General features: G+C 61.0%; 17 protein-coding genes. 15 read left to right on the forward strand and 2 right to left on the reverse strand.

Annotated features, from left to right (window positions below):
* The first annotated feature begins 109 nt into the window (after positions 1-109).
* From ffh to HU737_RS02115, 12 genes are all read left to right on the forward strand, one after another.
* The gene (gene ffh / locus HU737_RS02060) at positions 110-1,486 is read left to right on the forward strand and encodes a signal recognition particle protein (protein WP_186556371.1); all 1,377 of its coding nucleotides are present in this window, start codon (positions 110-112) and stop codon (positions 1,484-1,486) included.
* Positions 1,487-1,718: 232 nt separating this feature from the next.
* Positions 1,719-1,970: a 30S ribosomal protein S16 gene (gene rpsP / locus HU737_RS02065; protein ID WP_016501232.1), complete on the forward strand. Its 252-nt coding sequence runs from the start codon at positions 1,719-1,721 to the stop codon at positions 1,968-1,970.
* Positions 1,971-1,975: 5 nt separating this feature from the next.
* Positions 1,976-2,512 (forward strand): ribosome maturation factor RimM, encoded by a 537-nt coding sequence (gene rimM, locus HU737_RS02070; protein WP_186556370.1) that lies wholly within the window; start codon positions 1,976-1,978, stop codon positions 2,510-2,512.
* 3 nt (positions 2,513-2,515) lie between these two features.
* Complete coding sequence (trmD, locus tag HU737_RS02075) at positions 2,516-3,268, forward strand: tRNA (guanosine(37)-N1)-methyltransferase TrmD (RefSeq protein ID WP_186556369.1); 753 nt, start codon at positions 2,516-2,518, stop codon at positions 3,266-3,268.
* Between the two features lie 42 nt (positions 3,269-3,310).
* Positions 3,311-3,661 (forward strand): 50S ribosomal protein L19, encoded by a 351-nt coding sequence (rplS, locus tag HU737_RS02080; RefSeq protein ID WP_011535315.1) that lies wholly within the window; start codon positions 3,311-3,313, stop codon positions 3,659-3,661.
* A 102-nt stretch (positions 3,662-3,763) separates the two neighbouring features.
* Positions 3,764-4,174 carry an acyl-CoA thioesterase gene (locus tag HU737_RS02085; RefSeq protein WP_186556368.1) on the forward strand — a complete coding sequence of 137 codons (411 nt, stop codon included), beginning with the start codon at positions 3,764-3,766 and terminating at the stop codon, positions 4,172-4,174.
* A gap of 199 nt (positions 4,175-4,373) precedes the next feature.
* A complete protein-coding gene (gene xerD, locus HU737_RS02090; RefSeq protein WP_186556367.1) occupies positions 4,374-5,270 on the forward strand; it encodes a site-specific tyrosine recombinase XerD in 897 nt (298 codons plus the stop codon).
* A 154-nt stretch (positions 5,271-5,424) separates the two neighbouring features.
* On the forward strand, positions 5,425-6,174 hold the full coding sequence (locus HU737_RS02095; RefSeq protein WP_186556366.1) for a DsbC family protein: 750 nt from the start codon (positions 5,425-5,427) through the stop codon (positions 6,172-6,174).
* Between the two features lie 82 nt (positions 6,175-6,256).
* Entirely contained in the window at positions 6,257-7,561 is a 1,305-nt protein-coding gene (locus HU737_RS02100) for a homoserine dehydrogenase (protein WP_186556365.1), read from the forward strand.
* Between the two features lie 55 nt (positions 7,562-7,616).
* Entirely contained in the window at positions 7,617-9,026 is a 1,410-nt protein-coding gene (gene thrC / locus HU737_RS02105; protein ID WP_186556364.1) for a threonine synthase, read from the forward strand.
* Between the two features lie 160 nt (positions 9,027-9,186).
* A complete protein-coding gene (locus HU737_RS02110) occupies positions 9,187-9,627 on the forward strand; it encodes a response regulator (protein WP_186556363.1) in 441 nt (146 codons plus the stop codon).
* Between the two features lie 79 nt (positions 9,628-9,706).
* Positions 9,707-9,988: a DUF3509 domain-containing protein gene (locus HU737_RS02115; protein WP_186556362.1), complete on the forward strand. Its 282-nt coding sequence runs from the start codon at positions 9,707-9,709 to the stop codon at positions 9,986-9,988.
* Positions 9,989-10,124: 136 nt separating this feature from the next.
* Here HU737_RS02115 and HU737_RS02120 read toward each other — a convergent pair whose 3' ends face one another.
* Both HU737_RS02120 and HU737_RS02125 read right to left on the reverse strand, forming a co-directional pair.
* Positions 10,125-11,009 carry a TIGR02285 family protein gene (locus tag HU737_RS02120; protein WP_186556361.1) on the reverse strand — a complete coding sequence of 295 codons (885 nt, stop codon included), beginning with the start codon at positions 11,007-11,009 and terminating at the stop codon, positions 10,125-10,127.
* Positions 11,010-11,031: 22 nt separating this feature from the next.
* Positions 11,032-12,231: a CaiB/BaiF CoA transferase family protein gene (locus HU737_RS02125; protein ID WP_186556360.1), complete on the reverse strand. Its 1,200-nt coding sequence runs from the start codon at positions 12,229-12,231 to the stop codon at positions 11,032-11,034.
* A 130-nt stretch (positions 12,232-12,361) separates the two neighbouring features.
* Here HU737_RS02125 and HU737_RS02130 point away from each other — a divergent pair, with 130 nt between their 5' ends.
* The 3 genes from HU737_RS02130 to HU737_RS02140 all read left to right on the forward strand — a co-directional run bounded on the left by HU737_RS02130 (position 12,362) and on the right by HU737_RS02140 (position 16,782).
* Entirely contained in the window at positions 12,362-12,904 is a 543-nt protein-coding gene (locus HU737_RS02130) for a YaeQ family protein (RefSeq protein ID WP_186556359.1), read from the forward strand.
* Positions 12,905-12,934: 30 nt separating this feature from the next.
* A complete protein-coding gene (recJ, locus tag HU737_RS02135; RefSeq protein ID WP_186556358.1) occupies positions 12,935-14,644 on the forward strand; it encodes a single-stranded-DNA-specific exonuclease RecJ in 1,710 nt (569 codons plus the stop codon).
* A gap of 1,031 nt (positions 14,645-15,675) precedes the next feature.
* On the forward strand, positions 15,676-16,782 hold the full coding sequence (locus HU737_RS02140) for an NADH:flavin oxidoreductase/NADH oxidase (protein WP_186555478.1): 1,107 nt from the start codon (positions 15,676-15,678) through the stop codon (positions 16,780-16,782).
* Positions 16,783-16,865 lie beyond the last annotated feature (83 nt).

Below are 16,865 nucleotides of genomic sequence, written 5' to 3' on the forward strand. Positions count from 1 at the left end.
GCCGCGAGCAGTCTTGGTTATAATCGTCGGCTTGCTGTGCCTTGCGCGTGTTCGATTTGCGCCTGGGCGCCTGACAAACCTCGGCTTTGCCAAGCCTGAAAGGATCACCATGTTCGAAAACCTGACCGACCGCCTGTCACAGACGCTGCGCCATGTCACCGGCAAGGCCAAGCTGACTGAAGACAACATCAAGGACACGTTGCGCGAAGTGCGCATGGCGCTGCTGGAAGCCGACGTCGCCCTGCCGGTGGTCAAGGATTTCGTCAACAGCATCAAAGAGCGTGCGGTCGGCACCGAAGTGTCGCGCAGCCTGACCCCAGGCCAGGCGTTCGTGAAGATCGTCCAGGCCGAGCTGGAAAGCCTGATGGGCGCGGCCAACGAAGACCTCGCGCTGAACTCGGCCCCGCCTGCGGTAGTGCTGATGGCCGGTCTGCAGGGTGCGGGTAAGACCACCACTGCCGGCAAGCTGGCGCGCTTCCTTAAAGAGCGTAAGAAAAAGAGCGTCATGGTGGTCTCGGCTGACGTCTACCGTCCGGCGGCTATCAAGCAGCTGGAAACCCTGGCCAACGACATCGGCGTGACCTTCTTCCCGTCCGATATCAGCCAGAAGCCGGTAGCCATTGCTGAGGCGGCGATCCGCGAAGCCAAGCTCAAGTTCATCGACGTGGTCATCGTCGACACCGCCGGCCGTCTGCACATCGACGCCGACATGATGGACGAGATCAAGGACCTGCACGCTGCGGTCAAGCCGATCGAGACCCTGTTCGTGGTCGACGCCATGACCGGTCAGGACGCCGCCAACACCGCCAAGGCCTTTGGTGACGCCCTGCCGCTGACCGGCGTGGTGCTGACCAAGGTCGACGGTGACGCCCGTGGCGGTGCTGCGCTGTCGGTGCGCGCCATCACCGGCAAGCCGATCAAGTTCATCGGTATGGGCGAGAAGAGCGAAGCACTCGAGCCGTTCCACCCAGACCGGATCGCCTCGCGCATCCTTGGCATGGGTGACGTGCTCAGCCTGATCGAGCAGGCCGAGCAGAACATCGACAAGGCCAAGGCCGACAAGCTGGCCAAGAAGCTCAAGAAGGGCAAGGGCTTCGACCTCGAAGACTTCCGCGACCAGCTGCAGCAAATGAAGAACATGGGCGGCCTGGGCGGCTTGATGGACAAGCTGCCGAGCATCGGCGGGGTCAACCTGTCGCAGATGGGCAACGCCCAGGGCGCGGCCGAGAAGCAGTTCAAGCAAATGGAGGCGATCATCAACTCCATGACCCCGGCCGAGCGCCGCGACCCGGACCTGCTCAGCGGTTCGCGCAAGCGTCGTATCGCTCTGGGCTCCGGCACCCAGGTGCAGGACGTCGGCCGGCTGATCAAGCAGCACAAGCAGATGCAGAAGATGATGAAGAAATTCTCTACCAAGGGCGGCATGGCCAAGATGATGCGCGGCCTTGGTGGCATGATGCCTGGTGGCGGCATGCCCAAGCTGTAACCCCGAATCTGGTCGCCAGCCTAACCGCTGTCGACCGAACCCCGCCTCGGCGGGTACACCGCTGCCTTATATAAGGCAGCTTAAATCGCGAATCGGCAGGCTGGCCTTTTTTCTCAACGTAAAAAGGCATTTGCAAAAGTCCGGATATTCCTTGAGAATGTGCGGCCTTTCGGGCACCCGTGTGCCCGCTGTGCATTATGATTTGCAGCACCGACTACAGGAACGATGTTCAATGCTTACCATTCGTCTTGCCCGTGGCGGCTCCAAAAAGCGCCCGTTCTACCAACTGACCGTAACCGACTCGCGTAACCCGCGTGACGGCTCCCACATCGAACAGGTTGGCTTCTTCAACCCAATCGCTCGTGGTCAGGAAGTTCGTCTGTCCGTTAAACAAGACCGCGTTGCTCACTGGCTGAGCATCGGCGCACAGCCGTCTGAGCGCGTTGCTCAGCTGCTGAAGGAAGCTGCCAAGGCTGCTGCCTGAACAGTATGAACGCGACGCCAGAAAATGCTGATGACCTGATCGTTGTTGGCAAGATTTTTTCGGTTCACGGCGTTCGCGGCGAGGTGAAGGTGTATTCCTTTACCGATCCGATTGAAAACCTGTTGGATTACCGTAACTGGACGCTTCGGCGCGAAGGGTCGGTCAAGCAGGTCGAGCTGGTCAGTGGCCGTTCCAATAAAAAGGAGCTGGTCGCCAAGCTCAAAGGGCTCGACGATCGTGATGAAGCACGTCTTCTGAGCGGTTACGAGATTTGCATCTCGCGCAGCCTTTTGCCCAACCTGACTGAAGACGAGTACTACTGGTACCAGTTGCAAGGTCTGAAAGTCATCAATCAAGACGAACAGCTGTTTGGCAAGATTGATCACCTGTTGGAGACCGGCGCGAACGATGTAATGGTGGTCAAGCCTTGCGCAGGCAGCCTGGATGATCGCGAGCGTTTGTTGCCCTATACGGCGCAATGCGTGCTGGCAGTCGACCTGGAAGCAGGCGTGATGCGAGTCGAATGGGACGCGGATTTCTAACTGATGGGTAACCTTCGCGTAGAAGTCATCACGTTGTTCCCCGAGATGTTTTCGGCCATTACTGAGTACGGCATTACCAGCCGCGCGGTGAAGCAGGGCTTGTTGCAAGTCACCTGCTGGAACCCGCGGGACTACACCACTGATCGCCACCATACAGTGGATGATCGGCCGTTTGGCGGTGGTCCGGGCATGGTGATGAAGATCAAGCCTCTGGAAGATGCCTTGGCTAGCGCCAGGCAAGCGACTGGAGCCGCGGCGAAGGTGATCTACCTCTCGCCACAGGGCCGCAAGCTGGATCAGCAGGCGGTTCAAGGCCTGGCCGAACAGGAATCTCTGATCCTGATCGCCGGTCGTTATGAAGGCATTGACGAGCGTTTTATTGAGGCTCATGTCGATGAAGAGTGGTCGATTGGCGACTATGTACTTTCCGGTGGCGAGCTGCCGGCCATGGTCCTGATCGATGCGGTTACGCGGCTGCTGCCCGGAGCTTTAGGGCATGTAGGCTCGGCGGAGGAAGACTCCTTCACCGATGGCTTGCTGGATTGCCCGCACTACACCCGACCTGAGGTGTATGCGGATCAGCGTGTACCCGACGTGTTGCTAAGTGGCAACCATGCACATATCCGGCGTTGGCGGATGAAGCAGTCCCTTGGTAGGACCTTCGAACGACGCGCCGATCTTCTGGAAAGTCGCTCACTTTCTGGAGAAGAGAAGAAGCTGCTCGAGGAATACCTCCGCGAGCGGAACGATAGTTAACGTATCGATGGTGGATCACGTTTTCCACCTTAGGAGCACAGCATGACTAACAAAATCATCCAGCAGCTCGAAGCAGAGCAGATGAGCAAGGAAATCCCGACCTTCGCACCAGGCGACACCGTTGTCGTCCAGGTTAAAGTGAAGGAAGGTGATCGTTCCCGTCTGCAGGCGTTCGAAGGCGTTGTTATCGCCAAGCGCAACCGTGGTCTGAACAGCGCCTTCACCGTGCGCAAGATCTCCAGCGGCGTTGGCGTTGAGCGTACCTTCCAGACCTACAGCCCGCAAATCGACAGCCTGGCCGTGAAACGTCGTGGTGACGTGCGTAAAGCCAAGCTGTACTACCTGCGTGACCTGTCCGGCAAAGCCGCTCGCATCAAAGAAAAACTGTCCTGAGTGCAGTTTGACTGGTGGCTGCGGCCACCATGCGAGAAAAAAAGCAGCCTTCGGGCTGCTTTTTTGCTTTCTGAAACCTTGCCCTTGCGATGTGAAGTAATCATGACCAGCACCCGAGACCAGGAAATCCAGCGCCGCACCGAACTGTCGGTGACCCGCGTGACCAAGGCGGTGTTTCCTAACACCACCAACCACCACAACACCTTGTTCGGCGGTACCGCGCTGGCCTGGATGGACGAAGTGTCGTTCATCGCCGCCACCCGCTTCTGCCGCCTGCCGCTGGTGACCGTGTCCACTGACCGCATCGACTTCAAGCACCCGATTCCGGCGGGCTCGATCGTTGAGTTGGTCGGCACGGTGGTCAAGGTGGGCAATACCAGCTTGCAGGTGCAGGTGGATGTGTTCGTCGAGAACATGTACCTGGATGGTCGTGAGCGGGCGATTCATGGCGTGTTCAGCTTTGTTGCCATCGATGAAGACAAGCGGCCAGTGCCGGTTTTGGCTGAGGCCTGATAAGTGTTGTTGTCTGTACTGGCCCTACTACGCCAGTCTGGTCGGCCTGAGTCGCCTGCATCGCGGGGCAAGCCCGCTCCCACGCTGGAGTGTTTTCTCGGCGAGCGTGGCAGCGGGCTTGCCCTGCGATAGGGCCAGTACAGACAACACATCACCGCCTGTGAAACACTGAACGCACTTTCATATCCAGCGATTGCGCATGCCCGCCCTCGACCATCCTCTGATCGATCAATTCCTCGACGCCCTGTGGCTGGAAAAAGGCCTCTCCGATAACACCCGCGTGTCCTATCGCAGTGACTTGGCCCTGTTCAACGGCTGGCTGCAGGAGCGCGGCGTAGCACTGCCGGACGCAGGCCGCGAGCTGATCCTCGATCACCTGGCCTGGCGTCTCGAGCAAGGTTATAAACCTCGCTCAACTGCACGGTTTATCTCCGGCCTGCGTGGCTTCTTTCGTTATTTGTTGCGGGAAAAGCTGATCGCTGTAGACCCGACCCTACAAATCGACATGCCGCAATTGGGTAAGCCGTTGCCCAAATCGCTGTCGGAAGCTGACGTCGAAGCCTTACTGCAAGCCCCCGACCTGAGCGAGGCCATCGGCCAGCGTGATCGCGCCATGCTTGAAGTGCTCTACGCCTGTGGCCTGCGGGTGACCGAGCTGGTCAGCCTGACCCTCGATCAAGTCAACCTGCGCCAGGGGGTATTGCGGGTCATGGGCAAGGGCAGCAAGGAGCGTCTGGTACCCATGGGCGAGGAGGCGGTGCTGTGGTTGGAGCGCTACTTGCGCCAGGCCCGCGCCGAGTTGCTCAAAGAGCGCCCCAGCGATGTCCTGTTCCCCAGCCAGCGTGGCGAGCAGATGACCCGCCAGACGTTCTGGCACCGGATCAAGCACCAGGCCCAGGTCGCTGGCATCGACAAGTCACTGTCGCCGCATACCTTGCGCCACGCCTTCGCCACCCATCTGCTCAACCACGGCGCCGACCTGCGCGTAGTGCAGATGTTGCTCGGCCACAGCGATCTCTCCACCACGCAGATCTACACCCATGTGGCCAAGGCTCGACTGCAGCAGCTGCACGCACAACACCATCCGCGTGGATGAATGATTTTCATGTTCCGCCGACCGGCACGTGAGGACTCATCCAGCCGCAGCTTGATGTGGTAGGCTTGAGCGGTTTGCACCAAGGGCCGCCCGGTTGCCGCGATTTTTCCCGCAGGCGACGTCCTGCGGCCCCGTCCGTCTTCAGGAGTACCCCATGCGCGTGACCCAGATTTTCGCCGCCGCCGCTTTGGCGCTGGCCAGCACCTTTGCCGCCGCCGCAGCCACCGATGCCAACGCCGGTGCCGAGCAGGCGATCCGCAAGACCTTGCAAACCCTTGAGTTGGAAGTGCCGGTCGAAAGCGTCGCCAGCAGCCCGCTCAATGGCCTGTATGAAGTCAAGCTGCAGGGCGGTCGGGTGCTGTACGCTAGCGCTGACGGCCAGTTCGTGATGCAGGGCTACCTGTTCCAGATCCAGGACGGCAAGCCGGTCAACCTGACTGAAAAAACTGAACGTCAGGGCATCGCCAAGCTCATCAACGGCATTCCAGCGGGCGAGATGGTGGTTTATCCTGCCAAGGGCGAAACCAAGTCGCACATCACCGTGTTCACCGACACCACCTGCCCGTATTGCCACAAGCTGCACGCCGAAGTGCCGGAGCTCAACCGTCGTGGTATCGAAGTGCGCTACGTCGCCTTCCCACGTCAGGGCCTGGGCTCGCCAGGTGACGAGCAGTTGCAGGCAGTGTGGTGCTCCAGCGATCGTCGCGCGGCGATGGACAAGATGGTGGATGGCAAGGAAATCAAAGCCGCCAAGTGCGCCAACCCGGTCGGCAAGCAGTTCCATCTGGGCCAGTCGATCGGTGTCAACGGTACGCCGGCCATCGTCCTGGAAAGCGGCCAGGTGATTCCGGGCTATCAACCCGCTCCGCAAGTGGCCAAGCTGGCCTTGGCACCAAGCAAGTAATCCAATTCAGTACGCCGTCGTCATGGGGTGACGGCATGTTTCACGGTCGGCACAGCGCCGGCCGTTCAATGGGGAGTTCACAGTGAAACCGGTCAAAGTAGGCATCTGTGGGTTGGGGACCGTCGGTGGCGGAACCTTCAATGTACTTCAGCGCAACGCCGAGGAGATTGCCCGCCGTGCCGGGCGCGGTATTGAAGTTGCACAGATTGCCATGCGCTCGCAGAACCCGAACTGCCAGATTACCGGTACCCCCATTACCGCTGATGTGTTCGAGGTCGCGAGCAACCCAGAGATTGATATCGTCATCGAGCTGATCGGTGGCTACACCATTGCCCGTGACCTGGTCCTGAAGGCCATCGACAACGGCAAGCACGTGGTGACTGCCAACAAGGCGCTGATCGCCGTGCACGGCAACGAGATCTTTGCCAAGGCCCGCGAGAAGGGCGTCATCGTCGCCTTCGAAGCGGCTGTCGCTGGTGGCATCCCGGTGATCAAGGCGATCCGCGAAGGTCTTTCGGCCAACCGCATCAACTGGCTGGCCGGGATCATCAACGGCACTGGCAACTTCATCCTCACCGAGATGCGCGACAAGGGCCGTACCTTCCCTGACGTGCTCGCCGAAGCGCAGGCCTTGGGTTATGCCGAAGCCGACCCGACCTTCGATGTCGAAGGCATCGATGCGGCGCATAAGCTGACCATCCTGGCCTCGATTGCCTTTGGCATCCCGCTGCAGTTCGACAAGGCCTACACCGAGGGCATCACCCAGCTGACCACTGCCGATGTCAACTACGCCGAAGCGCTGGGCTACCGCATCAAGCACCTGGGCGTGGCGCGCAGCACCGACGCTGGTATCGAGCTGCGCGTGCATCCGACGCTGATCCCTAGCGACCGCCTGATTGCCAACGTCAACGGCGTGATGAACGCGGTGATGGTCAATGGCGATGCCGCCGGTTCCACCTTGTACTACGGCGCTGGTGCCGGGATGGAGCCGACGGCCTCGTCGGTCGTCGCCGACCTGGTCGATGTGGTCCGGGCGATGACCTCCGACCCGGAAAACCGCGTACCGCACCTGGCCTTCCAGCCGGACGCGTTGTCGGCCCACCCGATTCTGCCGATCGAGGCCTGCGAAAGCGCCTACTACCTGCGCATTCAGGCCAAGGATCATCCGGGCGTACTGGCCCAGGTGGCGAGCATCCTGTCGGAGCGCGGCATCAACATCGAGTCGATCATGCAGAAGGAAGCCGAGGAGCAGGACGGTCTGGTGCCGATGATCCTGGTCACTCACCGTGTGGTCGAAAAACGCATCAACGACGCCATCCTCGCCCTGGAATCGCTGCAGGATGTGATCGGCAAGGTCGTGCGTATCCGCGTCGAACAGCTCAACTAATTTCGCCAACGGGCCGCCTGAGCGGCCCGGGCCCCAGCATTAAAGGTTTGCCCCTATGCGCTATATCAGTACTCGCGGCCAGGCCCCGGCCCTGAACTTCGAAGACGTCCTGCTCGCAGGCCTTGCCAGCGATGGCGGCCTGTATGTCCCGGAGAACCTGCCACGCTTCACCCAGGAAGAAATCGCCTCGTGGGCTGGCCTGCCGTACCACGAGCTGGCCTTCCGCGTCATGCGCCCGTTCGTTGCCGGCAGCATCGCCGATGCTGACTTCAAGAAGATCCTCGAAGAAACCTACGGCGCGTTCTCCCACGCCGCTGTGGCACCGCTGCGCCAGCTCAACAGCAACGAGTGGGTCATGGAGCTGTTCCACGGCCCGACCCTGGCGTTCAAGGACTTCGCCCTGCAACTGCTCGGTCGCCTGCTCGATCACGTATTGGCCAAGCGCGGCGAGCGTGTGGTGATCGTCGGCGCCACCAGTGGTGACACCGGTTCTGCGGCCATTGAGGGCTGCCGTCGTTGCGACAACGTCGACATCTTCATCCTGCATCCACACCAGCGCGTGTCGGAAGTGCAGCGCCGGCAGATGACCACCATCTTCGGTGACAACATCCACAACATCGCCATCGAAGGCAACTTCGACGACTGCCAGGAGATGGTCAAGGCCAGCTTCGCCGACCAGTCGTTCCTCAAAGGCACGCGTCTGGTTGCCGTCAACTCGATCAACTGGGCGCGGATCATGGCCCAGATCGTCTACTACTTCCACGCAGCCTTGCAGCTGGGTGGCCCGGCGCGTTCGGTGGCGTTCTCGGTTCCAACCGGCAACTTCGGCGACATCTTCGCCGGTTACCTGGCGCGCAACATGGGCCTGCCGATCAGCCAGCTGGTCGTGGCGACCAACCGCAACGACATCCTGCACCGCTTCATGAGCGGCAACCAGTATGTCAAAGAGACCTTGCACGCAACCTTGTCGCCGTCGATGGACATCATGGTCTCGTCCAACTTCGAGCGCCTGTTGTTCGATCTGCACGGTCGCAATGGCGCGGCGATTGCCGAGCTGATGGGCAACTTCAAGCAAGGCGGCGGTTTCAGCGTCGATGAAGATCGTTGGACTGAAGCGCGCAAGTTGTTCGACTCGCTGGCCGTCAGCGACGAGCAAACCTGCGAGACCATCGCCGAAGTCTTCGCCAGCACCGGCGAAGTGCTCGATCCGCACACGGCGATTGGCGTCAAGGCCGCTCGTGAGTGCCGCCGTAGCCTGGACACGCCGATGGTAGTGCTGGGTACCGCGCATCCGGTCAAGTTCCCGGAAGCGGTGGAGAAGGCCGGCGTAGGCAAGGCGCTGGAGCTGCCGGCACACCTGAGCGATCTGTTCAGCCGCGAAGAGCGATGCACGGTGTTGGCCAATGACCTGAAGGCCGTCCAGGCGTTTGTCAGCCAGCACGGTAATCGCGGTAAGCCGCTGTAAGCGATCTGCGTGCGTGTAAAGAGCCCGTCCTGTGACGGGCTCTCTTGTTTTTGAGGAATTGTTACCCCCGACTTTAAGTAATTTCCTATTTCACCCATTCAGGGTGTTTCCTAGAGTTGCCGACACCTCAATCCGGGCGTGTGGCGCCCAGGAGCGCTTCATGAATCGGCTCAACGTCCTGATCTACCAGGAACGCCCCTCCCAGCAAATGACCCTGCATCAGGCGTGCAATGCCCAGGGGGTATTCAATGTACGCCTGGCAGAAGACCTGCCGGCCGCCAAGGCCTGCTTGGCGAGCGAACCGTTGTTCGACCTGCTGATCCTCGACCATGCCATGTCCGAGACGGCTGGCAAACGCTTACTCAATCATCTGTGTAGCGTGCACGGGGTAAGGGCGATCTTGTTTGTCGGCGAACCGTGCGCGAGCCGGGCGGATCTTGCACGCGAAGCCCGTCAACGCGGTTTGTGGGTGCTGGCTGAGCTCCCTTGGCCAATCACGATGCCTAGGCTTGAGCAGGCGCTAAAACGCCTGTGTAGCCGCTCCCCGGTTGTCGCCAGGGAAGGTTTTCAAACTGTCATGTTGCACGCGCATGCTCAGTGAAACAGGCCTGTAGCTGCGAACTTTGCGCAGCGTCCGAGGGTCAGTACCGATATGTCCCAAAACAAAGCGAGTACGCCGGATGGAAAGAATCTGCAGACTGCTCAATGATGCCCTGACTCCCTACACGGCCCAACTTGGCGCAGTTGACGCCAATGCAAACCGGCAATTGACCGTGCACGACAGCCACGGCAGCGTCACCTTGCAACGCATGGTCAGCCAGCGACAACTGCAGGAGCAAAGTCTGCTGATCGATCTGGTAGATGGTTTGCACCGCGACCTGCAGATCGCCGAAGGACGCCTGCAGCCGTGTGTCATTGCAGCGCTGCAGCATCAGCAACATATTCATGGAACCTTCGCCTGAGCGATCCGTCAGACACAGTAATGGCAGCCCAGCGGCGCTTTGCTCCGGTGTCGTCAGGTTGTCACGGGAAGTTCGCGAGGACTTTCGATTAGCCCCGGTCGTCTTCCCCAGCGACCGGGGTTTCTTTTTGCCGTTATCAGGGCTGCGGCGTGGCGTTTGGCAGGGTTTGCTCGGTGAGCTGTCGAGCCTGCTGCAAATAACCCTCACGCAATTCCGGGTCGAGCCAATGGGCATAGAGCTGGGGCAGGGTGTCGCGGCGCAGTGGTGGGAGCAGTTGGTCGATATGAGCAATCGCTTCACGCCCCAGTGGTGTGTTGGAACAAGCGACATGCAGGAACTGATAGGGGTTTACCCCCTGGATCGGATAGAACAGGTAATCATCCAGCCTGCCACCTTGCTGTTGAATCAGATAGCGAACTTCAGGCCAATAGCCCAGGACCAATTGCAAACGCCCTAGTTGCTGCATCTGCAACAAGCTCGCTGTGGCGTCGTTGCCGTAATGGCGACTGAAGGCGCTATCGGGCAACTGGCGCAGGATGTCATCGACCTGTGCGCTGTAGCTGCGCTCGGCGACGATACCCAGCTTGAGCCGGGTTTCTGCCAGCAATTGCTTGAGATCGACTTGCTGTGCATCGAGGAAAGGTTCGATCACGGCCTGGTCTCGTTTACGCACCACCACACCGCTGCTCAACACGCCCAGTGTGGGCTTGGAAAACAGCGCATATTTCGCCCGTTCTGGCGTCCATAACAGCGTGGGATCGCAGGTAAAGCTGGGTTCTTGAAGCATCTGGATGCCGCGGGCGCGATTGACCCGCACGATGCTGTGGTCGTATTCGGGCATCTGCTCGATCAACATAGGCAGCATGCGGTCGATCACCCCCTGGCCCTTCTCCGGGCCTTCGAAGATGGTGAACGGCGGCAAGTCGCGCACCAGCCAGAGCAGGCGCTCCTTGGCCTCAGCGACCACAGGCAGCAGAGCGCAGAGCAGGATCAGGGTACGAAGCAGACGGCTGGCGCGCATGGGCATGGCGAGCGGCGCGGGGTCAGACCGCACCGGCCTCACGCAAGCGGGCGATCGCCGCAGCGTCGTAGCCAAGGCGAGTCAGCAGCGCTTCAGTGTGTTCCCCAAGGGCCGGGCCTACCCATTCAGTAGAGCCTGGGGTATCGGAGAGTTTGGGCACGATGCCAGGCATCTTGAAGGGTTTGCCGTCCGGCAGTCGACCTTGCAGGAACATCTCCCGCGCGAGAAATTGCGGGTCGCTGAACATGTCTTCGGCGGAGTAAATGCGGCTGGCAGGCACCTGGGCGTCGTTGAGGGTCTGCATCACTTGGTCCAGCGCCAGGCCATTGACCCAGCGATCGATCACCCCATACAGCTCGTCCCGGCGCAGGTCGCGGCCATCGTTGCTGGCCAGGCTGGGGTCATTGGCCAGGTCGTCGCGGCCGATGGCCTGCATCAAACGCTTGAAGATGGCATCGCCGTTGGCGCCGATCTGCACATGCTTACCGTCGGCGCTGGTGTGGATACAGGAAGGCGTGATCCCCGGCATGATGTTGCCGGTGCGCTCGCGAATGAAGCCGAACACGTCGAACTCCGGGACCATGCTCTCCATCATGGCGAAAATGGCTTCATACAGGGCGACATCCACCACCTGGCCCTCACCGCCGTTCACCTCCCGGTGACGCAAGGCCATCAAGGCGCCGATCACCCCCCACAACGCGGCAATCGAGTCGCCGATGGAAATCCCGGTGCGCACCGGCGGGCGGTCCTCGAAGCCCGTGATATAGCGCAGCCCGCCCATCGATTCACCTACCGCGCCAAAGCCTGGCTGGTCTTTCATCGGCCCGGTCTGGCCGAAGCCCGACAGGCGCACCATGACCAAGCGCGGATTGAGCGCATGCAACACATCCCAACCCAAGCCGAGCTTTTCCAGTACCCCCGGGCGGAAGTTCTCGATCAGGATGTCCGCCTCGGCCAGCAGGCGCTTGAGAATCTCGCGTCCTTGCTCATGCTTGAGGTTGAGGGTCAGCGACTGCTTGTTACGCGCCTGCACGAACCACCACAGCGAGGTGCCCTCGTAAAGCTTGCGCCACTTGCGCAGCGGGTCGCCGCCGTCGGGGGACTCGACCTTGATCACCTCGGCGCCGAACTCGGCGCAGATGCGCGAAGCGAACGGGCCAGCGATCAGGGTGCCAAGCTCGATGACTTTAAGACCTGAGAGGGGTTTGCTGGGCGTGGGCATGGGGCATCCGTGGCAACAGGGCAGAGCGGTGGTTTTATCATAGGTCGCCAGCGGCAGATACTGCTGCGACGCAAGCAAGCCTGGATCAGTTAGACTGTGCGACTTTTCTCTTGCAAGAAGCCCGCTGCCCATGGCCCAGCCGTCCACCACCTACAAATTCGAACTGAACCTGACCGACCTCGATCGCGGCGTGTACGAAAGCGTCAAGCAGACCATCGCCCGTCACCCTTCGGAAACCGAGGAGCGCATGGCCGTTCGTCTGTTGGCTTACGCGCTTTGGTACAACGAGAACCTGTCGTTTGGCCGCGGATTGTCGGACGTTGATGAGCCTGCCCTGTGGGAAAAGAGCCTCGACGACCGCGTGCTGCACTGGATCGAAGTCGGCCAGCCTGACGCTGACCGCCTGACCTGGTGCTCGCGCCGGACCGAGCGCACCAGCCTGTTGGCCTATGGCAGCCTGCGGGTCTGGGAGACCAAGGTGGTTGGCGCGGTCAAGAATCTGAAGAACCTGCACATCGCTGCGGTACCGCAAGAGGTGCTGGAGGTCCTGGCCAAGGACATGCCGCGCAGCATCAAGTGGGACGTGATGATCAGTGAAGGCACGGTGTTCGTCACTGACGACCGTGGCCAGCACGAAGTGCAGCTGCAGTGGCTGCTCGGCGAGCGCGGCTGATTTCAACCCTAATTGACTGCTGAAGGCCCCATGCGTATCGAACCTCGCCCCCTGCCGCCGACCCTGCCGTTTCTTGGCAGCCTGCCCCCTTTGCTGACCCGCCTGTACGCCGCCCGTGGCGTGCAGTCCGAGGCTGAGCTGGACAAGAGCCTGGCGCGCTTGCTGCCGTTTGCTCAGCTCAAGGGCATCGACGCGGCGGTGGATCTGCTGGTCGAGGCGCTGGATCAGCGTCAGCGCATCCTGATCGTCGGCGACTTCGACGCCGACGGTGCTACGGCCAGTACCGTCGGCGTGCTGGGTTTGCGTCTGCTGGGCGCAGCGCATGTCGACTACCTGGTACCCAATCGCTTCGAGTATGGCTATGGCCTGACCCCGGAAATTGTCGAGGTGGCGCTGCAGCGTCAGCCGCACCTGCTGGTGACCGTGGATAACGGCATTTCCAGTGTCGAGGGCGTGGCCGCAGCCAAGGCAGCCGGGCTCAAGGTGCTGGTCACAGACCACCACTTGCCAGGTCCGCAACTGCCGGATGCTGATGCCATCGTCAACCCGAACCAACCGGGCTGCGCCTTCCCCAGCAAGGCGCTGGCCGGGGTGGGGGTGATTTTCTACGTGCTGATGGCCCTACGCGCGCGCCTGCGTAGCCTTGGCCGCTACGACAGCCAGCCGCAGCCGAACATTGGCGAACTGCTCGATCTAGTCGCCTTGGGTAGCGTGGCTGACGTGGTGCCGCTGGATGCCAACAACCGCATCCTGGTCCATCAAGGCCTGGAGCGCATTCGGGCTGGACGCGCGCGTGCGGGGCTCAAGGCCATTCTTGAGGTGGCTCGACGGGATCATCAGCGCATCACCTCCACTGACCTTGGCTTCATCCTCGGCCCACGATTGAATGCTGCTGGGCGTCTGGATGACATGAGCCTGGGCATCGAATGCCTGCTCTGCGAAGACCCGGCGTTGGCGCGTGATATGGCCGAACAGCTCGATGGCCTGAACCAGGATCGTAAGTCCATCGAGCAGGGCATGCAGCGTGAGGCGCTGGCTCAGCTCAAGGATTTGCCGGTCGAGTCCATGCCCTATGGCTTGTGCTTGTTCGATGCCGATTGGCACCAGGGGGTGATCGGCATTCTCGCCTCGCGTCTGAAAGAGCGTTATCACCGGCCGACCATTGCCTTCGCCGATGCGGGCGAGGGCATGCTCAAGGGCTCGGCGCGATCGGTGCCGGGTTTTCACATTCGTGATGCGTTGGATGCGGTGGCGGCGCGGCATCCGCAATTGATCAGCAAGTTTGGCGGGCATGCCATGGCGGCGGGTTTGTCGCTGCCAGCGGAGAACTTTCCGGCGTTTGCCGAGGCGTTCGATCAAGAGACGCGGCGGCAGTTGAGCGAGGATGATCTGACTGGGCGGTTGTTGTCCGATGGCACCTTGGCGGTCGAGGAGTTTCACCTTGATCTGGCGCGGGCGCTACGCAATGCCGGGCCTTGGGGGCAGCACTTTCCTGAGCCTCTGTTCCACGGGGTGTTTCAGTTGGTCGAGCAGCGGGTGGTGGGGGAGCGGCATTTGAAGGTGGTGCTCAAGAGCGAATGTGGGGCGGTCAGGTTGGATGGGATCGCGTTTGGGATTGATCGGGAGGTTTGGCCGAATCCTACCGTGCGCTGGGTGGAGTTGGCTTATAAGCTGGATGTGAATGAGTTTCGCGGGAATGAGAGTGTGCAGTTGATGATTGCGCACATTGAGGCTCGCTGATTGCTGATTGCTGATTTGCTCGGTGTTGGTTTGTGGGATTGGGTGCATATCCATGAGCGATGGTGACATTTAGGCACCCTTCCGCCCTTACGGCGGGTCACTTTTTGGCAAACGCCCCAAAAAGTAACCAAAAAGGTCTGCGCTCCACCATCCGGCCCTCCGCTGCGCTACGGGTCCCTTCGCGCCGGCGCCTTCCGGGCCCGCGCGGCCTACGATTTGCTGCGCAAATCTACATCTCGCGCCTTCGGCTGCGCCGAAGGGTGCTAACGCACCTGGCCCTCCAGGCACCTCTGCTCAGCCTCCTGAAGTCGCGAATCTGCGTCGCCTGGAATTGCTCGCACGAAGATCAAGAGCAGCGAATCGCTACGCTCTCGCAGAAGCCAAGGCCAAGGCCAAGGTCTGAATTTTTCTTTTGTGTTGTTTGTTCCGGCCTCTTCGCGGGGCAAGCCCGCTCCCACGATACCGCGCCGCTTTTGGTTGGCGGTGACTCGTGGGAGCGGGCTTGCCCCGCGATGGCGTCCAACTATCCACCACACCTACCACTATCGCCAGATAACGCCAGCCCAGGCGCCGCCACTAACTTCGCGACTTCAGGAGGCCGAGCGTAGGTGTCTGTAGGGCCTGGTGCGATAGCACCCTTCGGCGCAGCCGAAGGCGCGAGATGTAGATTTGCGCAGCAAATCGTAGGCCGCGCGGGCCCGGAAGGCACCGAAGCGAGGGGATCCCGCCACGGGCGGGACTGATGGTGGAGCGCACGGCTTTTGGTTACTTTTGGCCACGACCAAAAGTGACCCGCCGTAAGGGCGGAAAGGTGATTCAGCGCCACCCTCGCCAATGGATATGCTCAAACCTCTATAAGCCCAAGCCCAAGCCCAAGCCCAAGCCCAAGCCCAAGCCCAAGCCCACAATCCAACCTCCCACCCCATACCCCAAGTGAATCTAGTCTAGGCTCAAAGAAACCGGTATCGGGCCAAGGACGCGCATGAGTGTCCGGGCCGGTCAACCATTTGGAGTCCTTGGGAGGTGCCCTCATGAGCCTGCTGCTTGAGCCTTACACCCTGCGCCAGCTAACGCTGCCCAACCGCATCGCTGTCTCGCCCATGTGCCAGTATTCCGCCGCTGACGGCCTGGCCAACGACTGGCACCTGGTCCACTTGGGCAGTCGCGCGGTAGGCGGCGCCGGCCTGGTGATCACCGAAGCGGTAGCGGTCACCGCCGATGGCCGGATCACCGCTGAAGACCTCGGCCTCTGGGATGACGTGCAAATCCAGCCCCTACAGCGGATCACGCGCTTTATCACCGCCCAAGGTTCGGTCCCAGGTATCCAGCTGGCCCACGCCGGCCGCAAGGCCAGCACCCACCGACCCTGGCTCGGCAAACATGGCAGCGTAAAACTCGAAGACGGCGGCTGGCAGCCTGTTGGCCCGTCAAAAATTGCCTTCGACCCGGAACACACCTCACCACGGGAGTTGAGCACGGACGAGATCCAGGATGTCGTCGCTGCCTTCGTCAAATCGGCCGAGCGCGCCCTGGCTGCGGGCTTCAAGGTCGTAGAGATCCACGCCGCCCATGGCTACCTGCTGCATCAATTCCTCTCACCGCTGAGTAATCAGCGCCGTGATGAGTACGGCAGTTGCTTTGAAAACCGCATCCGCCTGACCCTGCAAGTCACCGAAGCCGTACGCAAGGTATGGCCGCAAGAGCTGCCGCTGTTCGTCCGGGTTTCGGCCACCGATTGGGTGGAAGACGGTTGGAACCCGGACGAAACCGTGGAGCTGGCGCGCCGACTGCGAGTGATCGGGGTAGACCTGATCGACGTTTCTTCAGGCGGTACCTCAGTCAACGCCGAGATCCCTACCGGCCCCGGCTACCAAACCCGCTTCGCCGAGCGCGTGCGCAAAGAGTCGGAAATCGCCACTGGCACCGTCGGCATGATCACCGAGCCCGCCCAGGCCGAGCACATCCTGCGCACCGGCCAGGCGGACGTGATCTTCCTGGCCCGTGAGCTGTTGCGCGATCCATACTGGCCGCTGCATGCCGATGACGATCTGGGTGGCAACAAGGCGACTTGGCCTGCCCAATATCAGCGTGCGACCAGTCGGGCGAATCCGATCCATGAGTCGGATCTAAGGGATTGAGAACGAAGCTATCAAGCTCAACTCGTCCTCTGTAGGAACGGGTTTATCCGCGAGTGCGATCGTGAATTCCCCATCGCATTCGC

Origin of the sequence: Pseudomonas urmiensis, assembly GCF_014268815.2 — a bacterium.
GTDB classification, from domain to species: Bacteria; Pseudomonadota; Gammaproteobacteria; order Pseudomonadales; family Pseudomonadaceae; genus Aquipseudomonas; species Aquipseudomonas urmiensis.

Excerpts from the sequence above, each read along its gene's own strand:
- rplS (WP_011535315.1), top strand. The coding sequence starts at position 3,311 with ATGACTAACAAAATCATCCAGCAGCTCGAAGCAGAGCAGATGAGCAAG.
- recJ (WP_186556358.1), top strand. The coding sequence starts at position 12,935 with ATGCGTATCGAACCTCGCCCCCTGCCGCCGACCCTGCCGTTTCTTGGC.
- HU737_RS02130 (WP_186556359.1), top strand. The coding sequence starts at position 12,362 with ATGGCCCAGCCGTCCACCACCTACAAATTCGAACTGAACCTGACCGAC.
- HU737_RS02140 (WP_186555478.1), top strand. The coding sequence starts at position 15,676 with ATGAGCCTGCTGCTTGAGCCTTACACCCTGCGCCAGCTAACGCTGCCC.
- ffh (WP_186556371.1), top strand. The coding sequence starts at position 110 with ATGTTCGAAAACCTGACCGACCGCCTGTCACAGACGCTGCGCCATGTC.
- HU737_RS02120 (WP_186556361.1), bottom strand. The coding sequence starts at position 11,009 with ATGCGCGCCAGCCGTCTGCTTCGTACCCTGATCCTGCTCTGCGCTCTG.
- HU737_RS02095 (WP_186556366.1), top strand. The coding sequence starts at position 5,425 with ATGCGCGTGACCCAGATTTTCGCCGCCGCCGCTTTGGCGCTGGCCAGC.
- HU737_RS02085 (WP_186556368.1), top strand. The coding sequence starts at position 3,764 with ATGACCAGCACCCGAGACCAGGAAATCCAGCGCCGCACCGAACTGTCG.
- rimM (WP_186556370.1), top strand. The coding sequence starts at position 1,976 with ATGAACGCGACGCCAGAAAATGCTGATGACCTGATCGTTGTTGGCAAG.
- HU737_RS02110 (WP_186556363.1), top strand. The coding sequence starts at position 9,187 with ATGAATCGGCTCAACGTCCTGATCTACCAGGAACGCCCCTCCCAGCAA.
- rpsP (WP_016501232.1), top strand. The coding sequence starts at position 1,719 with ATGCTTACCATTCGTCTTGCCCGTGGCGGCTCCAAAAAGCGCCCGTTC.
- trmD (WP_186556369.1), top strand. The coding sequence starts at position 2,516 with ATGGGTAACCTTCGCGTAGAAGTCATCACGTTGTTCCCCGAGATGTTT.
- xerD (WP_186556367.1), top strand. The coding sequence starts at position 4,374 with ATGCCCGCCCTCGACCATCCTCTGATCGATCAATTCCTCGACGCCCTG.
- HU737_RS02125 (WP_186556360.1), bottom strand. The coding sequence starts at position 12,231 with ATGCCCACGCCCAGCAAACCCCTCTCAGGTCTTAAAGTCATCGAGCTT.
- HU737_RS02115 (WP_186556362.1), top strand. The coding sequence starts at position 9,707 with ATGGAAAGAATCTGCAGACTGCTCAATGATGCCCTGACTCCCTACACG.
- thrC (WP_186556364.1), top strand. The coding sequence starts at position 7,617 with ATGCGCTATATCAGTACTCGCGGCCAGGCCCCGGCCCTGAACTTCGAA.